Consider the following 22041-nt stretch of genomic DNA (forward strand, 5'->3'; position numbering starts at 1 on the left):
GGTTACGCCCCGGAACGGGTGCCTCAAAGCCGCCGCTGTGCTAGGGTGACCTGCCGGCTACCCCGGAGATCTTATTGAGCGGAGCCAACATCGACCCGTCTGAGAACCCGTCACGCGCCGTCAACGACAGCGATGCGGACGCGCGGCTGAAGCTGACGCAACTGAAGCTGACCGAGGCTCTGCAGCGGGCGAAATTTGCGATTGCGTGGGAGCGGGCGTGGCCACATCTGGCGCGGTTCCTGACAGTCGCCGGTTTATTCCTGGTCGCGTCCTGGGCCGGGCTGTGGCTGGCGCTGCCGTTTGCCGCGCGCGTGGCCGGAGCCGCCCTGTTTGGCATTGTCGCGCTCGTGGCGCTGGCGCCGCTGCTGCGCTTCCGCTGGCCGAGCCGCGAGGAGGGCCTGAGCCGGCTCGACCGCGGCGCCGGCGTCCGCCATCGCCCGGCGACCACGCTCTCCGACACGCTCACCAACAAGGATCCGTTCGCGCTGGCGCTGTGGCAGGCTCAGCGCGAGCGCACACTGGCCTCGATCAAGCGCATCCGCGCCGGGCTGCCGCGGCCGCGCGTCTCGTTGCACGATCCCTGGGCGCTGCGCGCGCTGGTCATCGTGATGCTGGTCGCGGCCTATGTCGCCGCCGGCGACGAGCGCGGCCTGCGGGTCGCCTCCGCGTTCGACTGGAACGGCATCATGGCGCCGGCGAATGTCCGGGTCGACGCCTGGGTGACGCCGCCGAACTATACCGGCAAGCCGCCGATCATCCTGTCCAACGCCAACAAGGACGCCGCCGCGGCCGACGCGACGCCGCTCGCGGTTCCGGCCGGCAGCACGCTGCTGGTGCGCTCCAGCGGTGGCACCATCGACGTCGTGGTCGGCGGCGGCGTCGCCGAGGTCGCGCCGGAGGGGCAGGCGCCCAAGGGCACCAATGAGCGGCATTTCAAGATCACCGGAGACGGCACCGCGCATGTCCGCGCGCCGGCCGGCCAGCCGCAGTGGAAATTTACCGCGACGCCGGACCGCCCGCCGTCGATTGCGCTCGCCAAGGATCCGGAGCGGCAGGCGCGCGGCGCCGTGCAGATGTCCTACAGGCTCGAGGACGATTACGGCGTCACCGAAGCGCGCGCGCAGTTCGCGGCACGGCCGGCCGATGCGCCGAAAGATGCCGACGGCAAGGCGGCGCAGCCGCGTCCGCTGTTCGAGCCGCCGCAATTTCCGCTGGTGCTGCCAAATGCGCGCACCCGCAACGGCGTCGGCCAGACGGTCAAGGATCTCAGCGAGGACCCTTACGCCGGCGCCGACGTGACGCTGACGCTGACCGCCAAGGACGAGGCCGGCAATGAGGGCAAGAGCGAGCCGTTCAACATGCGGCTGCCCGAGCGCCTGTTCACCAAGCCCCTGGCGCGCGCGCTGATCGAGCAGCGCCGTATCCTGGCGCTCGATGCCAACCAGAACGGCCAGGTCTATGCCGCGCTCGACGCGCTGATGATCGCGCCGGAAATGTTCATGCCGGAGACCGGCTATTATCTCGGCCTCCACACCGTGAGCCGCCAGCTCGAGGCGGCGCGCACCGACGACCAGCTGCGCGAGGTCGTCGCCAGCCTGTGGGCGCTCGCCGTCACCATCGAGGACGGCAACATCACCGATGTCGACAAGGCGCTGCGTGCTGCGCAGGATGCGCTCAAGCAGGCGCTGGAGCGCGGTGCGAGCGACGAGGAAATCAAGAAGCTCACCGACAATCTGCGCGCGGCGCTGGACAATTTCCTGCGCCAGCTCGCCGAGCAGTACCGCAACAATCCGCAGCAGCTGGCTCGGCCGCTCGATCCCAACGCCAAGATGCTGAGTCAGCAGGATCTCAAGAACATGCTCGACCGCATGGAGCGGCTGTCACGCTCCGGCGACAAGGACGCGGCGCGGCAGTTGTTGGAACAGATGCAGCAGATGCTGGAAAACCTGCAGATGGCGCAGCCCAACCAGGGCGACGACGACATGCAGCAGTCGCTCAACGAGCTCGGCGACATGATCCGCAAGCAGCAGCAATTGCGCGACAAGACCTTCAAGCAGGGCCAGGATTCCCGCCGCGACCGGATGCGCGGCAAGCAGGGTGACCAGTCGATGGGCGACCTGCAGCAGGATCAGCAGGCGCTGCGCGACCGCCTGAAGAAGCTGCAGGAAGAGCTCGCGAAGCGCGGCATGGGTCCGGAGCAGCGCGGCCAGAAGGGCCAGAAGGGGCAAGGCCAGAAGGGCGATCAGGCGCAGCAGGGCGACCAGGGCGGCGATCAGGGCGATGACGGCGACGGGCTCGACCAGGCCGATTCCGCGATGGGCGATGCCTCCGGGCGGCTCGGCGAAGGCAATGCCGACGGTGCGGTGGATTCGCAGGGCCGCGCGCTGGATGCGCTGCGCAAGGGCGCCCAGAGCCTCGCCGACGCGATGCAGCAGGGCGATGGCGACCAGCCCGGCGACGGCCCGGGCAACCGCGCCGGCCGCCAGCAGAGCGGCGGCAACCAGACCGATCCGCTCGGCCGTCCGCTGCACGGCCGCGAATTCGGCGACGACTACACGGTGAAGATCCCCGGCGAGATCGACGTCCAGCGCGTCCGCCGCATCCTCGAAGAGCTGCGCCGCCGTCTCGCCGACCCGTCACGGCCGCAGATCGAGCTCGACTACATCGAGCGGCTGCTGAAGGATTACTAGTCTCTCCGCACTCTCCACTGTCATGGTCCCGCTTGTTCGCGGGGAATGACACAGAATCAGAATGTGAGGCGAGTTGCTTCGCCCCGCAATGACGCCCTAACTCGCCTTCCTTGCCGCCAGCGCGTCGGCAACCGCGGTGCGGATATCGGCGATCGAGAACGGCTTGGTTACCACGTCATGCACGATCGCCTCGAGGCCTGAGGCGCGTTCGCGCTGATGGGCGAAGCCGGTCATCAGCAGGATCTTCAGCTCGGGGAAATCGCGGGCCGCGGTCAGCGCCAGAGCGATGCCATCCATGATGGGCATCTGGATGTCGGTCAGCAGCAGGTCGAACGCGCCCTCATCGCGCGTCAGCATCTCCAGCGCCTCGGCGCCGTCCTGCGCGGTCACGGTCTCATGGCCGTCCATCGCGATGGCGCGCGCGACCAGCGAGCGCATCGAGTCTTCGTCGTCGGCGATCAGAACACGCGTCATGGTGATGGTCGGTTTCCGAAACTGCTAGCCGGCGGCTCAGGCGCGGCCGCCGGTGAGATCATGCTTGTTGAAGAAGCGTACGTCGATATTGCGGCCTTCGGGCGGCGGCGAGGCGAGGCGCGACTTGAAGAAGGCACGCTCCCCGGGATTGAGCACCGGCTGCTCCAGCACCGCATTCCAGGCATAGATTTCGGCGCCCTGGGCATCACGGACCGAGAAACGCAGCCGTGGCAATTCGACCGGCTTCCTGGTCTGGCCGACGATCATGCCTTCGATCACCAGCACCGGCTTGCCGTCCACGGTCTCGTTGGTGATCTTGAGGTCCTTGAAGGCGAGGCCGCGCAAATTCACGTCGAGCCCGACCATCTTGTAGAACAGCGCGGTCTGCGGCAGCAGCCGCACCACGTCGTTGCGCCAGACGAACAGCGCAATGATCAGTGCGCCCATCGCGGCGCAGGTGGTCGGCAGGGCGCCGATCACGGGAATGAAGGGAATCCGGGGCAGGGAGGGCAGGCGGAACAGGCGGGGAAGCCGCAGGCGGAAGCGGCGCTTTCCGGCGTCCTGGGTGCCGGCGTGGGCGGCGGCATCCGCCTCGGCCGCCGCCGGCCACGCCGTGGCGGCGTCCTCGTCGGCGGGTAAATCGGCCGAAATCGAGGGGCTCTCGACCATCGGGGTCGCGTCAGCCTCCTCGCGGCCCATCGCCTCCCATTCGGCGGCGAGATTGGAGCCTGCGGCCTCGTAGGCCAGAGTGGGTGCGGTCGCCCCGATCGCGTCCTCCGGCCGGGCCAGCCAGACCTCGCGGCAGCGGGAACAACGGACCGTGCGTCCGGCCTCGCCCAGGGTGGCCGGATTGATGGCATAGGATGTTGTACAATGCGGGCAAACGATATGCATGGAGCCGAATCTCCACCGTGTGGTATGCCCGGATGCTACTGAGCGACCGTTAACGAATCGGAAACCATAACCGACGCACAAGCTTTCTGTGCGGTTCGCGGCCGCTCGGCGGGGGTTCGGGCCGTCTTTGTTGGGTATTGGGCCACAGGCCCTCTCGAACGGAGCTAGCGCATTGGTTCGGTTCGAAAATGTCGGTCTGCGCTACGGGCTCGGCCCGGAGATTTTGCGCGACCTCTCCTTCATGATTCCGGCCCATTCGTTCCAGTTCCTGACCGGGCCGTCCGGCGCGGGCAAGACCTCGCTGCTGCGGCTGTTGTTCCTGTCGCTGCGGCCGACCCGCGGGCTGGTCAACTTGTTCGGCAAGGACGTCTCCCTGCTGAGCAAGGACCAGGTCGCCGACCTGCGCAAGCGCATCGGCATCGTGCTGCAGGATTTCCGCCTGCTCGACCACATGACGACCTATGAGAACGTCGCGCTGCCCTTCCGCGTGATGGGCCGCGAGGAATCGACCTATCGCCGCGAGGTGATCGACCTCTTGAAATGGGTCGGCCTCGGCGAGCGCATGGATGCGCTGCCGCCGATCCTGTCGGGCGGCGAGAAGCAGCGCGCGGCGATCGCGCGCGCGGTGATCTCGCGGCCGCAATTGCTGCTGGCGGACGAGCCGACCGGCAGCGTCGATCCGACGCTCGGGCGCCGCCTGTTGCGGCTGTTCATCGAGCTCAACAAATCGGGCACCGCGGTTATCATCGCGACCCACGACATTACATTGATGGATCAATACGAGGCGCGGCGGCTGGTGCTGCATCAGGGACGGCTGCACATCTATGAGTAGGAGCGGCGACGAGAAAGTGTCGTTGGTCGATCTCGGGCGCGAGCGCCCGCAGGTCCCGGCCACCGCGCGCAACATGTCGCCGATCGTGCCGCGCGCCTCGATCTCGGGCCGCGCGCTGGTCGCGGTGGTCGCGATCATGACCTTCCTCGCCTCGCTGACGACGGGCACCGTGCTGCTGGTCAGCGCGTCGGCGGCCGAATGGCAGTCCGAAGTGTCGAGCGAGATCACCATCCAGGTGCGGCCGGCACCGGGCCGCGACCTTGATCGCGACGCGCAGGCCGCCGTGGAGGCGATGCGGTCGCAGTCCGGCATTCTCGAGGTCCGTCCGTTCAGCAAGGAGGAATCCGCCAAGCTGCTGGAGCCCTGGCTCGGCAGCGGGCTTTCGATCGACGAACTGCCGGTGCCGCGCGTCATCGTGGCGCGGGTGCAGCCCGGCACCACGCTCGATCTCGCCGGCTTACGCGCGCGGGTGACGCAGGTGGCGCCGACCGCAAGTGTCGACGATCATCGCGCCTGGATCGAGCGCATGCGCTCGATGACCGGCGCCACGGTATTTGCCGGCGTCGGCATCCTGATCCTCGTGATCATCGCCACCATCATCTCGGTGTCGTTCGCGACCCGCGGCGCGATGGCCGCCAACCGTCCGATCGTCGAGGTGCTGCATTTCGTCGGCGCCGGCGACAGCTTCATTGCCAACCGCTTCCTGCGGCATTTCCTCCGGCTCGGTCTCGAGGGCGGGCTGATCGGCGGCGGCGCGGCGATGCTGGCGTTTGGCTTCTCCGAGTCGATCGCCAACTGGTTCTCCGGCACGCCGGTGGGCGACCAGTTCGCGGCCCTGCTCGGCACGTTCTCGCTGCGTCCGTCGGGCTACCTCGTCCTGGCGTTGCAGGCGGTGCTGATCGCGGCGATCACCGCATGGGCGTCGCGGCGCACCCTGTTCGCCACGCTCGACGACATCGACTGACGCCCCGCGGCGTCGCAATCATGGGGCCGGTTTCGTGATCGCTGTACGTCGCCCGAGTGTGATTTCGCGAGTATCCGCGCCGCCCGGGCCGGGCAAAACCGGTTTCCACTTTTGCGGATCATGCTCTAAAATCCCCGGGGGGGAAGGATATCAGCATCACATGAGTTTGCAGCCCGACGATACGTCGCCGAAAGGCCATGCCGCGCAACCGCGCGGCTGGCTGCGCGTCGTCATCGTCGTGCCGCTGGCGCTTGCCTTCGTCGCCGCTGCGGTCGGCTTCATCGACTTCCTGTCGCAATTGCGCGGCGTCGAGACCGACCCGCCGCACAACGCCGACGGCATCGTGGTGCTGACCGGCGGCTCGTCGCGGGTATCCGACGCGATGGAGCTTTTGGCGGCGGGTTACGGCAAGCGCCTGCTGATCTCCGGCGTGCATCCGACCAACGACGCCAACGACATTTCGCGCTCGGTGCCGGACAGCCAGGGGCTGATGCGGTGCTGCGTCGATCTCGACCGCTCTGCTGTGAATACCCGCAGCAATGCGGCGGAGACGCGGCGCTGGGCGCACGAACGCGGCTTCAAGTCGCTGATCGTGGTGACCTCGAACTACCACATGCCACGTGCGATCGTGGAACTGTCACATGCGATGCCCGATATCACGCTGATCCCGTTCGCGGTCGTCGGCGACAAATGGCGCGACGAGCCGTGGTGGACGAGTGGCGGAACGTTCCGTCTCTTGCTATCGGAATACGCCAAATATGTCGCCGCGGAGATGCGGGTGCGGCTGGCCGATCTAGGCCTCGACCTGACCTTCGATCTCGCCGAGCCGCCAGCCGCGCCACATCGCCCGGCGACGGCGCAGGCGAACAAGGACTAGGCATGTTCCGGAAAGGTGCGGAGCGGTTTTTCCTCGCGACCGACGCGGAACGCGTTTGCGCGGAGATCATGCTCAAACAAGGACCGAAATGATTTTTCTGCGCTCGCTGATCTTCAACGTGCTGTTCTATCTGGTGCTGGTGGTGCTCTGCATCGTCGCGCTGCCGGCGCTGCTGCTGCCGCGCGGCGCGATGATAGCGATCGAGGCCGCGTGGGCCAACACCAGCCTGTTCCTGATGCGGGTGATCTGCAACATCAGGATCGAGTTTCGCGGCGTCGAGAAGATTCCGAGCGGGCCGCTGGTCGTCGCTTCGAAGCACCAGTCGTTCTGGGAGACGTTCGCGCTGGTGCGCTTCTTCGAGCATCCGCTGTTCATCCTCAAGCGCGAGCTGATGATGATCCCGGTGTTCGGCTGGTACCTGAAGAAGGTCGGCATGATCTCGGTCGAGCGCGGCGGCGGCCCGCGCTCGCTGGTCAAGACGCTGAAACGTGCGGCGGCCGAAGTGAAGCTCGGCCGGCAACTCGTGATCTTCCCGGAAGGCACCCGCACCGCGCCCGGCGCTGCGCCGAACTACAAGGCCGGCGTCGCGCAGATCTATGCCGAGAGCGGCGTGCCGTGCCTGCCGATCGCGCTCAATTCCGGGCTGTTCTGGCCGCGCCGCACCTTCATGCGCTATCCCGGGACGCTGGTGGTCGAATTCCTCGATCCATTGCCGCCGGGCCTGCCGCGCGACGAGTTCATGACCCGCCTGCGCGACCAGATCGAAACCGCCACCACCCGCATCGTCGAAGCCGCCCGCGCCGAGCAGGCGCAATTGTTCGGCGGTGTGCCGAGTGCGGCGAAGGGGTAGGGCGCGAGCTGCGACGCTCCGCGCCGGCGGGCACATCCGAGGTTGGTCAATCGATGCCGGCGGAAGGCAGGCGTATCGCGACCTGGAGTCCGCCGAGCGAGGACCGGTCCAGAGCGAGGGAGCCGGCATAAAGCTCGGCGAGTTCACGCGTGATCGACAGTCCGAAGCCGAATCCGGGAGAGCTCTCGTCGAGCCGTCGGCCGGCCTGCGTCGCCGCCGACATCTGCTCCGGCGAAAGTCCCGGTCCGTCGTCTTCCACGACGATGACCGCGCTCCTGCCGTCCTCGCTCGATCTGACCAGAACCTTGCTTCGGCACCAGGAGAACGCATTCTCCAAAACGTTTCCGAGCATCTCGTCGATGTCCTGCTGCTCGCACGCCACCGAAAGCCCGGGCGGGATGGTGTTGACGAAGGTTGTCGCCTTATCGGCGTTCACCTTGCCGAGGACCAGGGCAAGATCGGCGACGCGTGATGCGACTGCCGTTCTGGTCCGGACCGGACCGCCGAGTGCAGCCGACCGGGCGCGCCCCAGATGATGGCGAATGCGGCGGTCCATCAGCACGACGAGATCGTGAAGATCATCGGATCCCGGCGTCTGCTTCTGCAGCGCAATGGCCAGCGTAGCGAGAGGCGTCTTCAAGCCGTGTGCCAGGTTGGAGACGTGCTTGCGCGCCCGATCGAGGTTTGCGGCATTTTGGACCAGCAGCGCATTGAGTTCGGTCGCCAGCGGCTGTACCTCGCTTGGCTGAGCATCCGGCACACGTTCGCGAAGCCCTGATCGTACGTCGGCGACCGCGCGACGAAGCCGCTCGAGCGGTCGCAGTCCGAGGCGAACCTGGATCAGCATGGCACCGATCAACGCGATGCCGAGCACGGCAAGCGACAGCGCCAATGTGCGCATCGCTTCCCATAATGGTCCGAGCACCGCATCCCTGGGCGCTGACGCGACGATCGTAGCCGGAACGCCGGATGCCGACACGTTCAGGATGCGGAAGTGGAGCCTGCGGTCGTCCGGACCCACGCCGTCGGCCGGTGCCGGGCGGCCTCGTGAAGGCGGATCGTCGGCCCGACGAGGCGGCGGAGGCGGCGGGGGCCTGTCACGGATGTCGGGAGGCGACAGGTCCGCGCCATCGAGCGACCGGGACCGCAGTACGTTTTTTGGTCCGGAGATCTTCCAGTACCAGCCGTGTCGGCGCCGATCGAAAGGCGGGCCGTCGGCGGATCCTGCCAGGCGCAGATTGCCGCTACCATCGACATCGAGCATGGAAGACAGAAACTGGATCTGGGCATCGAGCCTCTGATCGATCTGCCCTTGCACGAAACGATGCAGAACGAACGAGATCAGGACCGCGGCGACGACGAGCGCGGCGGTGATGAATATGCCGGCCCCGATCATAAGGCGTCGGCCGAGCGACGTGCTCTGGCTCATCATCAAGATCCCGAGTTGAGCTTGTAGCCGCGGCCTCTTTCGGTCTCGATCAGCGTCTTCCCGATCTTGCGGCGCAGCCTGGCGACGATCACTTCGATCGAATTCGAGTCCGTCCCGATGTCCCCTTCGTAGACCTTCTCCGACAGCAGGCCGCGCTCGACCACGGTATCCTTGCGCAGGACAAGGCATTCGAGAACGCGCCATTCCAGCGCAGTCAGCTTCAACGGAAGGCCGTTGAACTCGAACACCCCGGTCTGTGTTTCGAAAGTCAGAGGGCCACATGAGATGCGCGGCGCGGCATGCCCGGAGGCGCGACGGACCAGCGCACGAAGGCGCATGACCAATTCCTCGGTCCGAAACGGCTTCGTCAGATAGTCGTCGGCTCCTGCCTTGAAGCCCTCGACCTTTTCAGTCCAGCCGTCGCGCGCGGTCAGGATCAGCACCGGCAGATGCCGGTCGTGCTTTCGCCATCGACGCAGCACCTCGACCCCGGGCACCCTGGGCAATCCCAGATCGAGCACCGCGACGTCGTAGGATTCCGTCTCGCCGAGATGCTGTCCGTCCTCGCCGTTCGCCGCCACATCGACCGCGAAGTTTTCCTCACGCAAGGCGCGGGCAATCTCTTGCGCGAGCAGGCGATCATCTTCCACCAGAAGGATTTTCATGCCGCTTCCACCTCGGACGGGACCTATGCCCGGGAGCTTAACCCAACCTGAACGAAACGGTTCAGGCTGGATTGGGGGCGGTGTCCTAGGCTTCGGTCATCGCAATCGATGAAGGGACCACTCGATGACCGAGAGCCATTCACATCCAGACGCCGCCCCATCGCCCCCGGCGCGCCGACAGCCGCGGCATCGAGCCCTGCTGGCAGGTGTCGCGCTCGCCGTACTCGCTGTCGGTGCTGCCGCCGGCGCGGGTGGGGTGAGACTCGCCCAGAATTGGCAGCCGCGCAGCGTCATGCTGTTGCAGCCGACCGCCATCAATGCGCTGCAGCCTGGAAGTCCGTCCGCGGTGCGCGGCAGCGTCGCCGAGATCTTCGGCAACAAGTTCATCGTCGACGACGGCAGCGGTCGGGCCCTGGTCGACCTCGGACCGCGCGGAGAACGTGCCGGCTTGGTGACCAAAGGCGAGACCATCACGGTCGAGGGCATATTCGAGCGCGGGATCGTCCACGCTCAGATCGTTTCGCATGCCGACGGCAGGGCGGAAGCCTTCGGTCCCCCGCCGCATCCGCCTCGCGGGGCGCCACCTCCGCCGCCGCGGGCGGACGCGCCGCCGCCGCCTCCTGGAGCACCCCCGCGGGCCGATGTACCGCCCCCGCCGCCACCTCCGGGGCCCAAAGCGCTGTGAGCGAATGACGAATGAATGGAAATCAGGAGACCAGGATGTCCGAAGACCAGATCAAGTTATCCGGGAAGATCGTGCACGTGTTCGCGCACCGCTTCGTGGTTCAGACCGCGAAGGGTGCGGTGCTTGCCGATCTCACGCCGCACGGAGCGGACCTCGTCGAGCTCCGGATCGGAGCCGACGTCGAGCTGGAAGGCGAACAGAAGCCCTCCGAGCTCAAGGTGACGCGTTTCGCCTGCGGCCGCGAGAGCGTGACGATCCGGCACAAGAGGAAGCCCGATCACGGCCATCACGAACCCGCGGACTCCGCCACGGCGATCGAGGCCGCGCGCGCGGCCGGGTTCGAGCCGGTCGGCGTGCCCCGTCGCAAGCCCAAGCACTTCGAACTCGAGGGCCGGCGAAACGGCGAGACCTACGAACTGCACGTCGAATTGGGCGGTCGGATTCGGAAGGCCAAGCTGGTCGGCAACGGACACGAAGCTGCCTGAGGCTTGGGGCTTCGCCCTGGGAGCGACCCGGCGTCAGAAAAGGCGGCCGGAGCCGGAACTCAACCGGCTCTGGCTCCATTGAGGAGCCGGCGAGCGGACAGATCAATCACACATTGGGAGATGTTGTGTCCAATTCACGCGAAGAGATTCCGTTGCGGTTCGTGCAGATGGGCGACCTGCATCTGACCGAGCAGGGATTGCAAAACCATCAAGACTTCATCCGCATCGCGCACGAACTCAACCGGAACGTTGGTGGTGACGTCGATTTCGTTTATCTGCCGGGCGACAACGCCGACGACGGCACTGACGATCAGTTCGGCCTGGTGCGCGGGGGGCTCGACGAACTCCGCCTTCCATGGCGCGCGATTCCGGGCGATCACGACTTCAAGCCGCGATCGCTCGCCAGCTTCTATCGCGGACTTCGCGTCCCGCAATTGCCTTATGCCGAGGAGATTCGGGGGCACCTATGTCTGTTCCTGGACGTCGTCTCGCAGGGGGCCGGCGGTCCGGATTTCAGGTTGGGCGCCGAGCAGTTCGACTGGCTGAAGGTTCGGCTTGCCGAAGCGCAGTGCGACGGGAAAGCCTGTGTCGTCTTCATGCACGCCTATCCGGCCGATCTCGGTGAAGAAGCCGAGCGACTGTCACAGCTGCTCGACCAGAGCTGTGCCCGTCTCGTCGCCATGGGCCACACGCATTACAACGAGATCGCCCATGACGGACGCACCATCTATGCCGCGACGCGATCGACGGGACAGATCGAGGAGGGGCCCGTCGGCTTCAGCTTCGGCGCGCTCGACGGCGATGTCGTAAGCTGGCGCTTCAAGCCGCTCGATTCCCCTTGGCCCTTCGTCATGATCACGTCGCCCGCGGACCGGCGGCTTGATCTCCGTGAGGCCGAGGCCGCACCGACGCGTCACATCCGTGCCCGCGCCTGGGGTGCTGCAACTGTTACGTCCGGCGCGTTTCGCGTCGACGACGGTCCGTGGAGCCCGATGTTTCCTGGCGATCGCGGCATCTTCACGGCACGGATCCTTGCCGGCCGTGGAACGCTCCGCCTCGAAGTGCGCGTGACAGACGAGAACGGCGCAACGGACAGCGACGTCATCGAATGCGACACGACGGGCGTTGGCCGCGCCGCCACGGGAAGCGATGCCGGCTCGATCGGCGCATGGCCCGAACGCCATCTCTTCGGAACGCAACTGGGGCCGAACCGTAACGGGCGGAAGTGGTGACGATGCAGAATCTCGGTGCAGTCTGGCTTTATCCGATCATCCTCATTGCGGGCGCGCTCCAGGCCTGGGGTCCACCCATGAACAACGCCTTGCGCAACTCGATGGAGAACCCGTGGCTGTCGAGCATCGTCTCGTTCCTGCCGGTGGTCGCGTTCCTGTCTGTCATCTGGATGTGTCAGCCGCATCCGTTCCCGACCCGCGAAAGCATCGCGGCGATGCCCTGGTGGGCGCCACTCGGCGGCCTCATCGGTGCGTTCGCCGTGGTGGCCGGTCTTCTCTTCGTCGGACAGGTCGGTGCAGGAACGTTCGGCGGCCTCACCATCACCGCGAACATCCTGATGTCTCTGCTCATCGACAAATATGGCTGGTTCGGCATGACGGTTCACCAGCTCACGCCGGGCCGCGCGGCCGGCGCGGTTCTGATGATGGCCGGCATCTTCCTCATTTCGCGTTTCTGAGGAGCGGCGCCGGTGACCACACACAAGGCAAATCGAGATGGCGCGCTGCGTCCGTTGCTCGCCCTGAACTTCTTCATGGCAGACATGCAGGCCGGCATCGGCCCGTTCCTGGGCGTATTTCTGCTCGCGCATGGCTGGCAGAGCGGCTGGATCGGAACGGTGATGACGGCGGGCGGCATCGCCGGGATGCTGATGACGACGCCGGCAGGGGCCCTGATCGACGCCACGCGCAGCAAGAAGCTGTTCGTCATCATCCCCGGCGTCTGCACCGTCATTGCATCCGGCATCGTGCTGCTGTCGCAGGAGTTCTGGCTGGTGGCCGCCTCCCAGGTCGCGACCGCGATCGCCGGCGCCGCGATCGGCCCGGCCGTCGCCGGCATCACGCTGGGCATCGTCCATCAGGCCGGCTTCAATCGGCAGAACGGCCGCAACCAGGCCTTCAACCACGCCGGCAACATGGTGGGGGCCGGGCTGTCCGGACTAGCCGGCTGGATGTACGGCTTCACGGCGGTGTTCTGGCTCGCTGCGGTCTTCGGCGTCCTCTCCATCATTTCCGTGCTGATGATCCCGAGCGCTTCCATCGACGACGACGCAGCGCGCGGGCTCGAACACGAGGCCGGTGACAACAGGCCCGCCAGCGGGTTGCAGGTGCTGGTCGAGTCGAAGCCACTGCTGGTCCTCGCCGCAGCACTGCTGTTCTTCCACCTCGGCAATGCAGCGATGCTTCCGCTCTACGGATTGGCCGTCGTTGCCGACAAGCAGGCCGACCCCGCGAGCTTTGTCGCCATGACCATCGTCATCGCCCAGGGCACCATGATCCTGACCGCGCTGGCTGCGATGCAGATGGCCGAAAGGGAAGGCTACTGGCTGGTCTTGCTGGTATCGTTCATGGCCTTGCCGATCCGGGGTATCATCGCGGCCTGGCTCTTGAACAGATGGGGTGTCTATCCGGTGCAGATTCTCGATGGGGTTGGGGCGGGCCTGCAAAGCGTCGCGGTGCCGGGCCTCGTCGCGCGGATCCTCGACGGCACCGGGCGGATCAACGCCGGTCAGGGCGCGGTCATGACGGTGCAGGGCATCGGCGCCTCGCTCAGTCCGGCGATCGGCGGCTGGATCGCGCAGGAGTTCGGCTACGGGCCGATGTTTCTCATCCTCGGCGGCTTCGCCGCGATCTCGGTCGCGCTGTGGAGCGTCTTCGCTCCGTTGCTGAAACCCGCCTGTGCGACGAAGCCCGGGCGGGCATCGGGCGCAATGGCCTCACACGTCGCAGGTGTCGCCTGATGTTCGCCAACAATGCCGCGACCTGGGGAATCGCGGGTCTTGCGACCCTGGGCGTCATCGCCCGTCCGTGGAATCTGCCGGAATACATCTGGGCGGTGACCGGCGCCGTCTTGCTGATCGCCTTCGACCTGCTGCCATGGCGGGATGCCGTCGCGGCCGCAGGGAAAGGCACGGACGTCTATTTTTTTCTGATCGGCATGATGCTGCTGGCTGAGGTCGCACGGAAGGAGGGGCTGTTCGACTGGCTCGCCGAACAGGCCGTCAGGCATGCGCACAATTCGGCGTCCCGGCTGTTCTCGATCGTCTATGCGGTCGGCACGCTGGTCACGATCTTCCTGTCGAACGACGCCACTGCGGTCGTGCTGACGCCCGCGGTCTATGCCGCGACCCGTACCGCGAAGGTCGAGCCGCTGCCGTATCTGTTCGTCTGCGCGTTCATCGCCAACGCTGCCAGCTTTGTGCTGCCGATCTCGAACCCGGCCAACCTCGTCCTGTTCGGCGCCCGGATGCCGACGCTGCCGGAGTGGCTGCACTACTTCCTGCTGCCGTCGATCGTGGCGATCGCGGTGACCTTCATCATGCTCCGGATCAGCTTGCGCAAGAGCCTGTTGGGCGACGTCGATCAGCGCGACGGAGAGTCGGCCATTCTGACGAGGAGCGCTACGATCGTCGCGGCCGGCATCGGCGCGACAGCGGTGGTGCTGCTCGCCGCATCGGCTTTCGGCCTTGATCTCGGAATCCCGACGTTCGCCTGCGGTGCAGTCGTAACCGCGATCGTTCTCCTGCTCGGCCGCAAATCGCCGCTCTCTGTCGCCCGCGATATCTCCTGGTCGGTCCTGCCTCTCGTCGCCGGGCTGTTCATCCTGGTCGAAGGGCTCAACCGGACCGGCGTCCTGCCGGCGCTCGCCGAAGAGCTCAAGCGAACCGCCGCGCTGTCGCCGCACGCAGCCGCATGGGGGGCCGGCATCATCACGGCGATCGCCTCGAACCTCATCAACAACCTGCCGATGGGGCTGATCGCGGCGACGACGACGCAAGCTGCACAGGTGTCGCATCACGTCACCGGCGCGGTCCTGATCGGCGTCGATCTCGGACCTAATCTGTCGGTCACGGGCTCGCTTGCGACCATCCTGTGGCTGATCGCGCTGCGCCGCGAAGGCGAACACGTCAGCGCGCTGCAGTTCTTGCGGCTGGGCATCCTTGTAACGCCTCCGGCCCTGATCTTGTCGTTACTGGCACTTTCGCTGGTTGCACCGTGACGTCGGCAGTTCTGTGAGTCTGCAGGCTTGATGAACCTCTTCCACCGGAGAAAGGTGCATGTCGGACCATTTTCACCGCATCACGAACGGATTCGCCGGCACGTCCGTCGCGGTCGAGATCCAGACGCTCTTGGTCTCCTGATATTCGCGCACGGCGTCGATGCCGGAATGCTTCACGCCAAGCCACTCAGTCTGCTTCGCGGGTCGTCAGCATTCCCCAAAACTCGACTCGCAAACTTGCGAGCGAGTTGCATCTGCGGTGCCGAGAGGATCACTATTGATCTATCGCAATCGTCACCACGGCAAAACGACGCAGGCTTCAAAAGATGCGTGGCGGAGACGTCGATGCGAAAAGTTAGGGGGACAGATCTGAACAATGGCCTGCGGCACGGCGATAGCGTCTTTATGACAGTCCGCTACGTTTCCCGGTCCGTCACGGAACTTTTCGACAAGGCGCTTCGGCCGTTTGGCGTCAGCTCGACGCAATTCGTCCAGCTCTCGATGATCGATCAGGCCGGCTCCATCACGCGCGCTGAGATTGCCCGCCTGCAGCATCTGGACCGCTCGACGCTTACCCGAAATCTGAAATTGATACTCTGTGAAGGATGGATTGAAGAAATCCGCGACAACGGCCGACGGCCGGAGCAGACCGATTGCGTTGACGGGCGCAGGAAAGGATCTGCTCTTCAGCGCTCAGCCGGCGTGGCTGGCGGCGCAAGCCGAGGCCAAGGCGCTGCTCGGCAAAGAGGGCACGCTGGCGCTGATCAGTATTGCAGATCGCATTACGCATCCGGTCGAGCGATTTTCCGAACCGCCGTCCGCGGCGCTGGTCAATTTAGCTGACTGACGTAGGCGGCGACCGCCTTTACTTGGGTGTCGGTCAGATCGTGCGCTATAGGCTGCATGATCGATGAGTTGTCGGGCTGGTCCTTCTTCTGGCCACGCTCCTTGTCCCAATTGGCCAGCTTGCGCTGGACGTAGTCGGGAAGCTGACCGGCAAGGCGCGGAAAAGCGTCGGCGCCTTTGCCGTCGGGGCCATGACAGGATGCGCAGGCCGGAATGTTGGCGCTCGGCACACCTTCTTCGTAGATTGTCTTGCCTTCGGACGAAGGCGCTTTGGCTCCGCCTCCGAGCGGCTTCGGATTGAGGTCCTTGAAATAGGCGGCGAGCGCCTTGACCATCTCCGGGTCGAGCACGTGCGCGACGTTGTTCATCACGGGATTGGTCCGCCTGCGGTCGATGAATGCCTGCAGCTGGCTCGCGAGATATTCCGGCTGCTGGCCCGCAAGCCGTGGCATGGGAGCCGATCCACGAAATCCCTGCCCGTCGATTCCGTGACAAGTCTTGCAGTAATCCGTCTTCGCTTTGAGAACCTGCGCTGGAATGTTTTCTGCCGCGGCGCCGTATGCGCCGATGGACGTGGAAGCGAACGCAAGAACAGTGGCGAAAGCAGCGCGCCGGTTCAATCGCAAATTCATTGTCGTGCCCCTTCAGATGCGCGCGCAAAGCTACGCTGCGCCGCGCGTATCGGTCCACTTCAAATTTTCAAATCAACTTCGGCGCACGCGATATCGTTGTACATGCAACGTTTGCTGTTGCAGATGCAACGCTCGTTGCTGAAATGGCGCGCGTCGTATGGAAACGCAATCGCTTGCGATGAAGCTGCTTCACAGCGAGCGCAGCCATTGCATTATCTCGTCTGCAGCGCGTCGTTCTCTATTTTGAAATGAAGTCGCGCGCTAGACGGAACGAGATGCGATGCGGGACGGACATTCCGATCGAGTGTTGACCAAAAGCGGCGTTGCCGCCCTCGGGGCCATTTTTGTCGCCGTCGTTCTGCTCATGATGATCGGCGGACCCACGCCGGCAAGCGCTTTGCCGAGCTTCGCGCGGCAGACCGGGCAGCCTTGCGGCACCTGTCATACAAGCTTCCCCGGGCTGACGCCGTTCGGCCGCCGCTTCAAGCTTCTCGGCTATACGACGGGCGGCGGCCTCTACAAGACGACGCCGTTCGGCAACAGCAACGGACCGCAGGAGGCTTATGCCGCGCTCCGCAGCTACGCCAACCGCACCGACGGCGGCGGTGACACGCCGGCCGCCACATCGAGCGGCGAGCGAGGCTGGGTGCCCCCGATCTCTATGATGGCAATTGCGGGCTTTACCCACACGCAAGCCGATATCCCCGCTCCGACCGATCCCTATCGACCTAACGACAACGCCGTGCTGACGCCCTTCAGCGGTTTCTGGGGTGGCGCGATCACCAGCAACATCGGCGCGTTCGCTCAAGTCACCTACAACGCGCCCGATCCGGTGTCCGGGTTGAGTGGCACTCCAGCGGACAAATTCCTGCATACCTGGACTTGGGACAATACCGACGTGCGGTTTGCGAGCACGACCAGGATCGGGCCGCTCGATATCATCTACGGCATCACAGCCAACAACAATCCGACCGTTCAGGATCTCTGGAATACGACGCCGGCCTGGACGTTTCCCTATGCCGTTTCGAACCTTGGTTCTACGCCCAGCGCCAGCACGATGATCGAGGGCGCCTTCGCTGCGCATGTCGTGGGTGTCGGCGGTTATACGATGATCAATGACATGCTCTATCTTGAAGCGACCGGCTACCAGACCCTTCGCTTCGGGCAGCAGAACTCGCTCGGCGTGGATCCGTTCGGGGCGCCGGGCCTGTTCAGCGGAGTGGCGCCCTATTGGCGCGTGGCGCTCGAGCCGCACTGGGGTCCGCACACGTTCATGTTCGGTACCTATGGCATGATCTTCAACGTCAATCCGTGGATCGATTCGACCTTCGTGCAGGGAACAACCGGTGTGCTCGGCATCGCGGACAGGTTCACCGACGTCGGCTTCGACTCCCAATATCAATACCAGGGCTCCAACTACTGGATCACGCTTCGCGCCAATTATCTCCGCGAGTTCCAGCAGCTCAATGCGAGCTTTCCGACGGGCGCGTCCGCCAACCCGAACAATCTGCTGAACACGCTTCGCCTTACCGGCGAGGTCACCTTCGGCGGCGACAATCGCTTCGCGCTGACCGGTCAGTATTTCAAGATCTGGGGAACGCCTGACGCCAATCTCTATTCGGTTGGCGGCGGCTTCGCCAACAACAGTCCGAACAGCAACGGCTGGATGGTGGAGCTCGACTACATTCCGTTTGGAATGGGTAAAGCGCCGGGCTGGCCGTGGTTCAACGCCAAGATCGGCTTGCAATACGTCTATTACAACAAGTTCAACGGCACCACGCTTGCAGCCCAGGATAACAACACTCTTTTCCTTCATGCATGGTTTGCGATGTAGCGGCGCAACGGAGATCGACTCATGAGCAAATTATCTTTGTTCGGAATTGCAGGGCTGGCCCTCATTGCTACCGCGCCGGCGTTCGCCGCTGATCTACCGACCCAGATGCCGGTCAAGGCGACGTTCGTGCAAAGGTTCACCTGGACGAGCTGCTATATCGGCATGCACGGCGGCGGATCCTGGATGAGCAACACCGTCACCGATCCAGTATTGCTGGTGCAGGACAACGTCAATCTGGGTGGTCCGGGTTTCACGACGGGCGGCCCTACCACTGTCGGCCTCGACCAGCGCGGCGCGGTTGTCGGCGGCCAGCTCGGTTGCGACTACCAGACGTCGTCGAATTTTGTGATCGGTATAGAGGGCGCGGCTTCCGGTTCCACGATGAAAGGAGAGCGGCTGCTCGCACTTCCCGATAGTCCGCCCGACACAGCGCTCCTGACCATCAAGACCGACTTCATTCCGACGGTGACCGGCAGAGTCGGTTATGCGGCCGATCACTGGCTGTTCTATGCGAAGGGCGGCGTCGCCTGGGCAAACAGCAAGTACAGCCTCACCGGAAATTTCACGGCAGCTGGCGCTGTCGTGCCCGCGATCCCCTTCGACTTTGAGGGGCTGGGTGACCGCTTGGGCTGGACTCTGGGGGCTGGCGTCGAATGGGCGTTCAGTGACGATTGGTCGGCGCGACTCGAGTACGACTATTATGACTTCGGCACCCATACCGCGATGATGAACGACGTCAACAATGGGGTTAGCCCACTGAGCTTCAAGACGACCCTGCAGACGGTGAAGCTCGGCGTGAACTTCCATGTGTGGAATTGGCAATAGAACGCTTCGAAAGCGGACGATGAGCAGCTTGGGCTCCTATTTGACGATACGAGCGGCGATCCTTGCCGCATCATTGTTGGCAGGTCTCTCGACCGCAAGCCGGGCTGATGAGCTGCAGGCCAAGCTCGACTATTGCAAAACGTGTCACGGCCTGTCGGGTCAGGGCTACCGCGGCTACTTCCCGATGCCGCGACTGTCGGGCCAACAACAGGAATATCTCGAGAACCAGCTGCGCGCCTTTGTCGAACGCCGGCGCATCAATCCGGTCATGGCCAATGTCGCGCATGCGCTGAGCCCATCGATGGTTTCGGCACTGGCGTCGCATTTCCGACATCTCAATCCGAGGCCGATCGGGGGCGCGCCTTCGCACTCGCTTGCCGCGGGCAGACAGATCTTCAACGAAGGACTGCCGGAAGCCAACGTACCGGCCTGCGCTGCCTGTCATGGCAGCGACGGACGCGGCCAGAACGAAATCCCGCGGCTTGCCGGACAGCTCTACGAATATACGGTCGGTCAGCTGGCTGGCTGGTCGAAAGTGCGAGGCCAGGGAACGTCAGTCGATACCTCGGCGGTCATGGTGCCGACCGCGCACAATATGTCGAGATCGCAGATCGAAGCTGTCGCCGCCTATGTGAGTACGCTGCCATGAGCATCATCATGCGTTCCGCCTGGACGGTCGCGCTGCTGATAGCGCTCTCGGCGCTCGTCGCCCCGACTGCCGCGGCCGTGGCCGGCGAGCAGACCGTGTCGGTTCAGAATTGCGCCTGGTGTCACGGCACATCGGCACAGGGCTATGCGATCGCGCCGCGGCTGGCCGGTCAGCGACCGGCCTATCTGGAAACGCAACTCAAAAGCTTTCACGAGCATTTCCGTGACGCTCCGCTGTCGAAGCAATATATGTGGAACGCGACGGCCGTTCTCGGACCGCAAGCCGCTCGCGATCTTGCCGCCTATTTTGCGACGATCCCGCCGAGGCCCGCCAATGACGGCAACAGGAACCTCGCCGCGACGGGCCGCACAATCTACATGGAAGGGATTCCAGAAGCGAATATCGCGGCCTGCTACGCCTGCCACGGCCCGGACGCCGAGGGCATCCGTGATATTCCCCGCCTCGGCGGACTCTCGCGGTTCTATCTGAAAGCACGTTTGGAGCAATGGGGCCAAGGCTACCACTCCGTCCCGGGATCGCCGATGCCTCTGGTCGCCCGCCCGTTGGCATCCGCCGAAATCGAGGCGTTGGCATCCTACCTCAGCTTCATCAGGTAGCCGATCTTCCGCCGCCTGTCGGCGCCCGGACGGGGGAGGTGAGCAGACGGCGGTCGGGGCGCACTCTCACCGCATCACGAACGGATTCGCCGGCACGTCCGTCGCGGTCGAGATCCAGACGCTTTTCGTCTCCTGATATTCGCGCACCGCGTCGATGCCGCTCTCGCGGCCGACGCCGGAATGCTTCATGCCGCCGAACGGCATCATGTAGCTGATGGCGCGATAGGTGTTCACCCAAACCGTGCCGGCGCGCAGCTGCTTCGGCACGCGGATGGCGCGCGCCAGGTCCTTGGTCCAGATGCCGGCGGCAAGGCCGTAGATCGTGTCGTTTGCGATGCGGATGGCGTCTTCCTCGGTGTCGAAGGAGATGATCGACAGCACCGGGCCGAACACCTCCTCGCGCGCGATCCGCATGGTGTTGTCGACATCGGTGAAGATGGTCGGTTCGACGAACTGGCCGCCCTTGATACCCTCGCCGGACGCAGGCTTGCCGCCGAGCAGGCAGCGCGCGCCTTCGGCTTTCGCGATATCGATGTAGTCGAGCACTTTCTTGTACTGCGCGGGCGTCGTGATCGGGCCGACATTGGTGTCGGCTTGCATGGGATCGCCGATCTTGGCGGATTTTGCCAGCTCCAGCACGCGCGCGACGAACTTCTCCTTGATCGAGCTCTGCACCAGCAGGCGCGATCCGGCGATGCAGGTCTGGCCGGTCGCGGCAAAGATGCCGGAGATCGCGCCGGCCGCAGCCGCCGTCAAGTCGGCATCCTCGAACACGATGTTCGGCGACTTGCCGCCGAGCTCGAGCGAGACCCGCTTCAGGCTCCTGGCGGCAGTCTCGTAGACCTTTGCGCCGGTGGTGTCCGATCCCGTGAAGGTGATTTTGGCGACGCCGGGATGCGAGATCAATGCGGAGCCTGCCTCGGGCCCGAAGCCGGTCACCACGTTGAAGATGCCGTCCGGAATGCCGGCTTCCTTGGTCAGCGCCGCGAATTCCAGCGTGCTGGCCGAGGTGAATTCCGAGGGCTTGACGACCACCGCGCAACCGGCGGCGAGTGCTGCGGCGCATTTCCAGGCGACGAACAGCAGCGGCGAATTCCAGGCGGTGAGCGCCGCGACGACGCCGACCGGCTCATGCGTCGTGTAGGCGAAGGTGTCCGCCTTGTCGATCGGCACCAGGCCGCCCTCGAGCTTGTCGACCAGGCCGCCGAAATACCACCACCACTCCGGATGGTAGCGGAGCTGGCCCAGCATCTCGGCCATCAGCTTGCCGTTGTCGCGCACTTCGATCTCGGCGAGACGCTCCGCGTTGGCCGCGACGAGATCGCCGAGCTTGCGCATCACCTTGCCCCGCGCGGACGCCGTCATCTTCGCCCACGGGCCGCGCCACATCGCCTCATTGGCTGATTTCACCGCCTTATCGGCATCGGCCGCCGAGCCGCGCGGAATCCTCGCCCAGGCCTCGCCGCGATAGGGATCGATGGTGTCGAACCACTCGCCGTTGGCGGGGTCGACATACTGGCCGTTGATTTAGAGCTGATAGGTCTTCATGACATCCTCCAGCAA

General features: G+C 65.0%; 24 protein-coding genes. 16 read left to right on the top strand and 8 right to left on the bottom strand.

Translation table 11 applies throughout. The annotated features are described in order from the left end of the window. Nucleotides 1–74 precede the first annotated feature (74 nt). Nucleotides 75–2690, top strand: coding sequence for a TIGR02302 family protein (locus HAP47_RS05915; protein WP_371821742.1), 2616 nt, complete (start codon nucleotides 75–77; stop codon nucleotides 2688–2690). A gap of 96 nt (nucleotides 2691–2786) precedes the next feature. Here the strand turns inward: HAP47_RS05915 and HAP47_RS05920 are convergent, their stop codons facing one another. Further along, entirely contained in the window at nucleotides 2787–3164 is a 378-nt protein-coding gene (locus HAP47_RS05920) for a response regulator (RefSeq protein WP_173639039.1), read from the bottom strand. A gap of 36 nt (nucleotides 3165–3200) precedes the next feature. Further along, the gene (locus HAP47_RS05925) at nucleotides 3201–4058 is read right to left on the bottom strand and encodes an MJ0042-type zinc finger domain-containing protein (protein ID WP_173639038.1); all 858 of its coding nucleotides are present in this window, start codon (nucleotides 4056–4058) and stop codon (nucleotides 3201–3203) included. Between the two features lie 172 nt (nucleotides 4059–4230). On the opposite strand from HAP47_RS05925, the gene ftsE reads away from it, so the two are divergent. The 4 genes from ftsE (at nucleotide 4231) to HAP47_RS05945 (ending at nucleotide 7581) form a co-directional block, all read left to right on the top strand. Further along, nucleotides 4231–4890, top strand: coding sequence for a cell division ATP-binding protein FtsE (gene ftsE / locus HAP47_RS05930; RefSeq protein WP_021079468.1), 660 nt, complete (start codon nucleotides 4231–4233; stop codon nucleotides 4888–4890). Continuing rightward, nucleotides 4883–5854 (top strand): cell division protein FtsX, encoded by a 972-nt coding sequence (locus HAP47_RS05935; protein ID WP_173639037.1) that lies wholly within the window; start codon nucleotides 4883–4885, stop codon nucleotides 5852–5854. Before ftsE ends, HAP47_RS05935 begins: the two co-directional genes overlap by 8 nt. A gap of 160 nt (nucleotides 5855–6014) precedes the next feature. After that, entirely contained in the window at nucleotides 6015–6731 is a 717-nt protein-coding gene (locus HAP47_RS05940) for a YdcF family protein (RefSeq protein ID WP_173639036.1), read from the top strand. An 88-nt stretch (nucleotides 6732–6819) separates the two neighbouring features. Beyond that, nucleotides 6820–7581: a lysophospholipid acyltransferase family protein gene (locus HAP47_RS05945; protein WP_173639035.1), complete on the top strand. Its 762-nt coding sequence runs from the start codon at nucleotides 6820–6822 to the stop codon at nucleotides 7579–7581. 46 nt (nucleotides 7582–7627) lie between these two features. Here HAP47_RS05945 and HAP47_RS05950 read toward each other — a convergent pair whose 3' ends face one another. Continuing rightward, the gene (locus tag HAP47_RS05950) at nucleotides 7628–8602 is read right to left on the bottom strand and encodes a sensor histidine kinase (RefSeq protein WP_231168780.1); all 975 of its coding nucleotides are present in this window, start codon (nucleotides 8600–8602) and stop codon (nucleotides 7628–7630) included. Between the two features lie 165 nt (nucleotides 8603–8767). Between HAP47_RS05950 and HAP47_RS05955 the strand changes: the two genes are divergently transcribed. Next, nucleotides 8768–9037, top strand: a complete 270-nt coding sequence (locus HAP47_RS05955; RefSeq protein ID WP_231168781.1) for a hypothetical protein — start codon at nucleotides 8768–8770, stop codon at nucleotides 9035–9037. Here the strand turns inward: HAP47_RS05955 and HAP47_RS05960 are convergent. Both HAP47_RS05960 and HAP47_RS05965 read right to left on the bottom strand, forming a co-directional pair. After that, a complete protein-coding gene (locus tag HAP47_RS05960) occupies nucleotides 9013–9675 on the bottom strand; it encodes a response regulator transcription factor (RefSeq protein WP_173639033.1) in 663 nt (220 codons plus the stop codon). The genes HAP47_RS05955 and HAP47_RS05960 overlap by 25 nt on opposite strands. A 139-nt stretch (nucleotides 9676–9814) precedes the next feature. Next, entirely contained in the window at nucleotides 9815–10201 is a 387-nt protein-coding gene (locus HAP47_RS05965; protein WP_173639032.1) for a hypothetical protein, read from the bottom strand. 194 nt (nucleotides 10202–10395) lie between these two features. Between HAP47_RS05965 and HAP47_RS05970 the strand changes: the two genes are divergently transcribed. From HAP47_RS05970 to HAP47_RS05990, 5 genes are all read left to right on the top strand, one after another. Continuing rightward, nucleotides 10396–10845, top strand: a complete 450-nt coding sequence (locus HAP47_RS05970; RefSeq protein ID WP_173639031.1) for a hypothetical protein — start codon at nucleotides 10396–10398, stop codon at nucleotides 10843–10845. A 125-nt stretch (nucleotides 10846–10970) separates the two neighbouring features. Next, entirely contained in the window at nucleotides 10971–12077 is a 1107-nt protein-coding gene (locus HAP47_RS05975; RefSeq protein WP_231168782.1) for a metallophosphoesterase family protein, read from the top strand. Nucleotides 12078–12079: 2 nt separating this feature from the next. Next, nucleotides 12080–12535, top strand: a complete 456-nt coding sequence (locus HAP47_RS05980) for a DMT family transporter (protein WP_173640633.1) — start codon at nucleotides 12080–12082, stop codon at nucleotides 12533–12535. Between the two features lie 75 nt (nucleotides 12536–12610). Further along, a complete protein-coding gene (locus HAP47_RS05985) occupies nucleotides 12611–13816 on the top strand; it encodes an MFS transporter (RefSeq protein WP_173640632.1) in 1206 nt (401 codons plus the stop codon). Continuing rightward, entirely contained in the window at nucleotides 13816–15075 is a 1260-nt protein-coding gene (locus tag HAP47_RS05990) for an arsenic transporter (protein ID WP_173639030.1), read from the top strand. Before HAP47_RS05985 ends, HAP47_RS05990 begins: the two co-directional genes overlap by 1 nt. A gap of 294 nt (nucleotides 15076–15369) precedes the next feature. Here HAP47_RS05990 and HAP47_RS05995 read toward each other — a convergent pair whose 3' ends face one another. Continuing rightward, complete coding sequence (locus HAP47_RS05995; RefSeq protein WP_231168783.1) at nucleotides 15370–15630, bottom strand: hypothetical protein; 261 nt, start codon at nucleotides 15628–15630, stop codon at nucleotides 15370–15372. On the opposite strand from HAP47_RS05995, the gene HAP47_RS06000 reads away from it, so the two are divergent. After that, nucleotides 15577–15918 carry a hypothetical protein gene (locus HAP47_RS06000; RefSeq protein WP_371821801.1) on the top strand — a complete coding sequence of 114 codons (342 nt, stop codon included), beginning with the start codon at nucleotides 15577–15579 and terminating at the stop codon, nucleotides 15916–15918. The genes HAP47_RS05995 and HAP47_RS06000 overlap by 54 nt on opposite strands. On the opposite strand, the gene HAP47_RS06005 is transcribed toward HAP47_RS06000, so the two are convergent. Continuing rightward, nucleotides 15906–16553, bottom strand: coding sequence for a c-type cytochrome (locus tag HAP47_RS06005; protein ID WP_173639028.1), 648 nt, complete (start codon nucleotides 16551–16553; stop codon nucleotides 15906–15908). The genes HAP47_RS06000 and HAP47_RS06005 overlap by 13 nt on opposite strands. A gap of 304 nt (nucleotides 16554–16857) precedes the next feature. Here HAP47_RS06005 and HAP47_RS06010 point away from each other — a divergent pair, with 304 nt between their 5' ends. From HAP47_RS06010 to HAP47_RS06025, 4 genes are read left to right on the top strand one after another with little or no spacing between them, the layout of a single operon-like run. Continuing rightward, nucleotides 16858–18387 (top strand): cytochrome C, encoded by a 1530-nt coding sequence (locus HAP47_RS06010; protein ID WP_231168785.1) that lies wholly within the window; start codon nucleotides 16858–16860, stop codon nucleotides 18385–18387. 21 nt (nucleotides 18388–18408) lie between these two features. Beyond that, nucleotides 18409–19212, top strand: coding sequence for an outer membrane protein (locus HAP47_RS06015; protein WP_173639027.1), 804 nt, complete (start codon nucleotides 18409–18411; stop codon nucleotides 19210–19212). A 19-nt stretch (nucleotides 19213–19231) separates the two neighbouring features. Continuing rightward, complete coding sequence (locus HAP47_RS06020) at nucleotides 19232–19861, top strand: c-type cytochrome (protein WP_173639026.1); 630 nt, start codon at nucleotides 19232–19234, stop codon at nucleotides 19859–19861. Next, nucleotides 19858–20478 carry a c-type cytochrome gene (locus HAP47_RS06025; protein WP_231168786.1) on the top strand — a complete coding sequence of 207 codons (621 nt, stop codon included), beginning with the start codon at nucleotides 19858–19860 and terminating at the stop codon, nucleotides 20476–20478. The genes HAP47_RS06020 and HAP47_RS06025 overlap by 4 nt, the downstream gene beginning before the upstream one ends. 66 nt (nucleotides 20479–20544) lie before the next feature. Here the strand turns inward: HAP47_RS06025 and HAP47_RS06030 are convergent, their stop codons facing one another. Then, nucleotides 20545–22005 (bottom strand): aldehyde dehydrogenase, encoded by a 1461-nt coding sequence (locus HAP47_RS06030; protein ID WP_231168948.1) that lies wholly within the window; start codon nucleotides 22003–22005, stop codon nucleotides 20545–20547. Between the last annotated feature and the right edge of the window lie 36 nt (nucleotides 22006–22041).

Origin of the sequence: Bradyrhizobium sp. 41S5, assembly GCF_011516665.3 — a bacterium.
GTDB lineage: Bacteria > Pseudomonadota > Alphaproteobacteria > Rhizobiales > Xanthobacteraceae > Bradyrhizobium > Bradyrhizobium quebecense.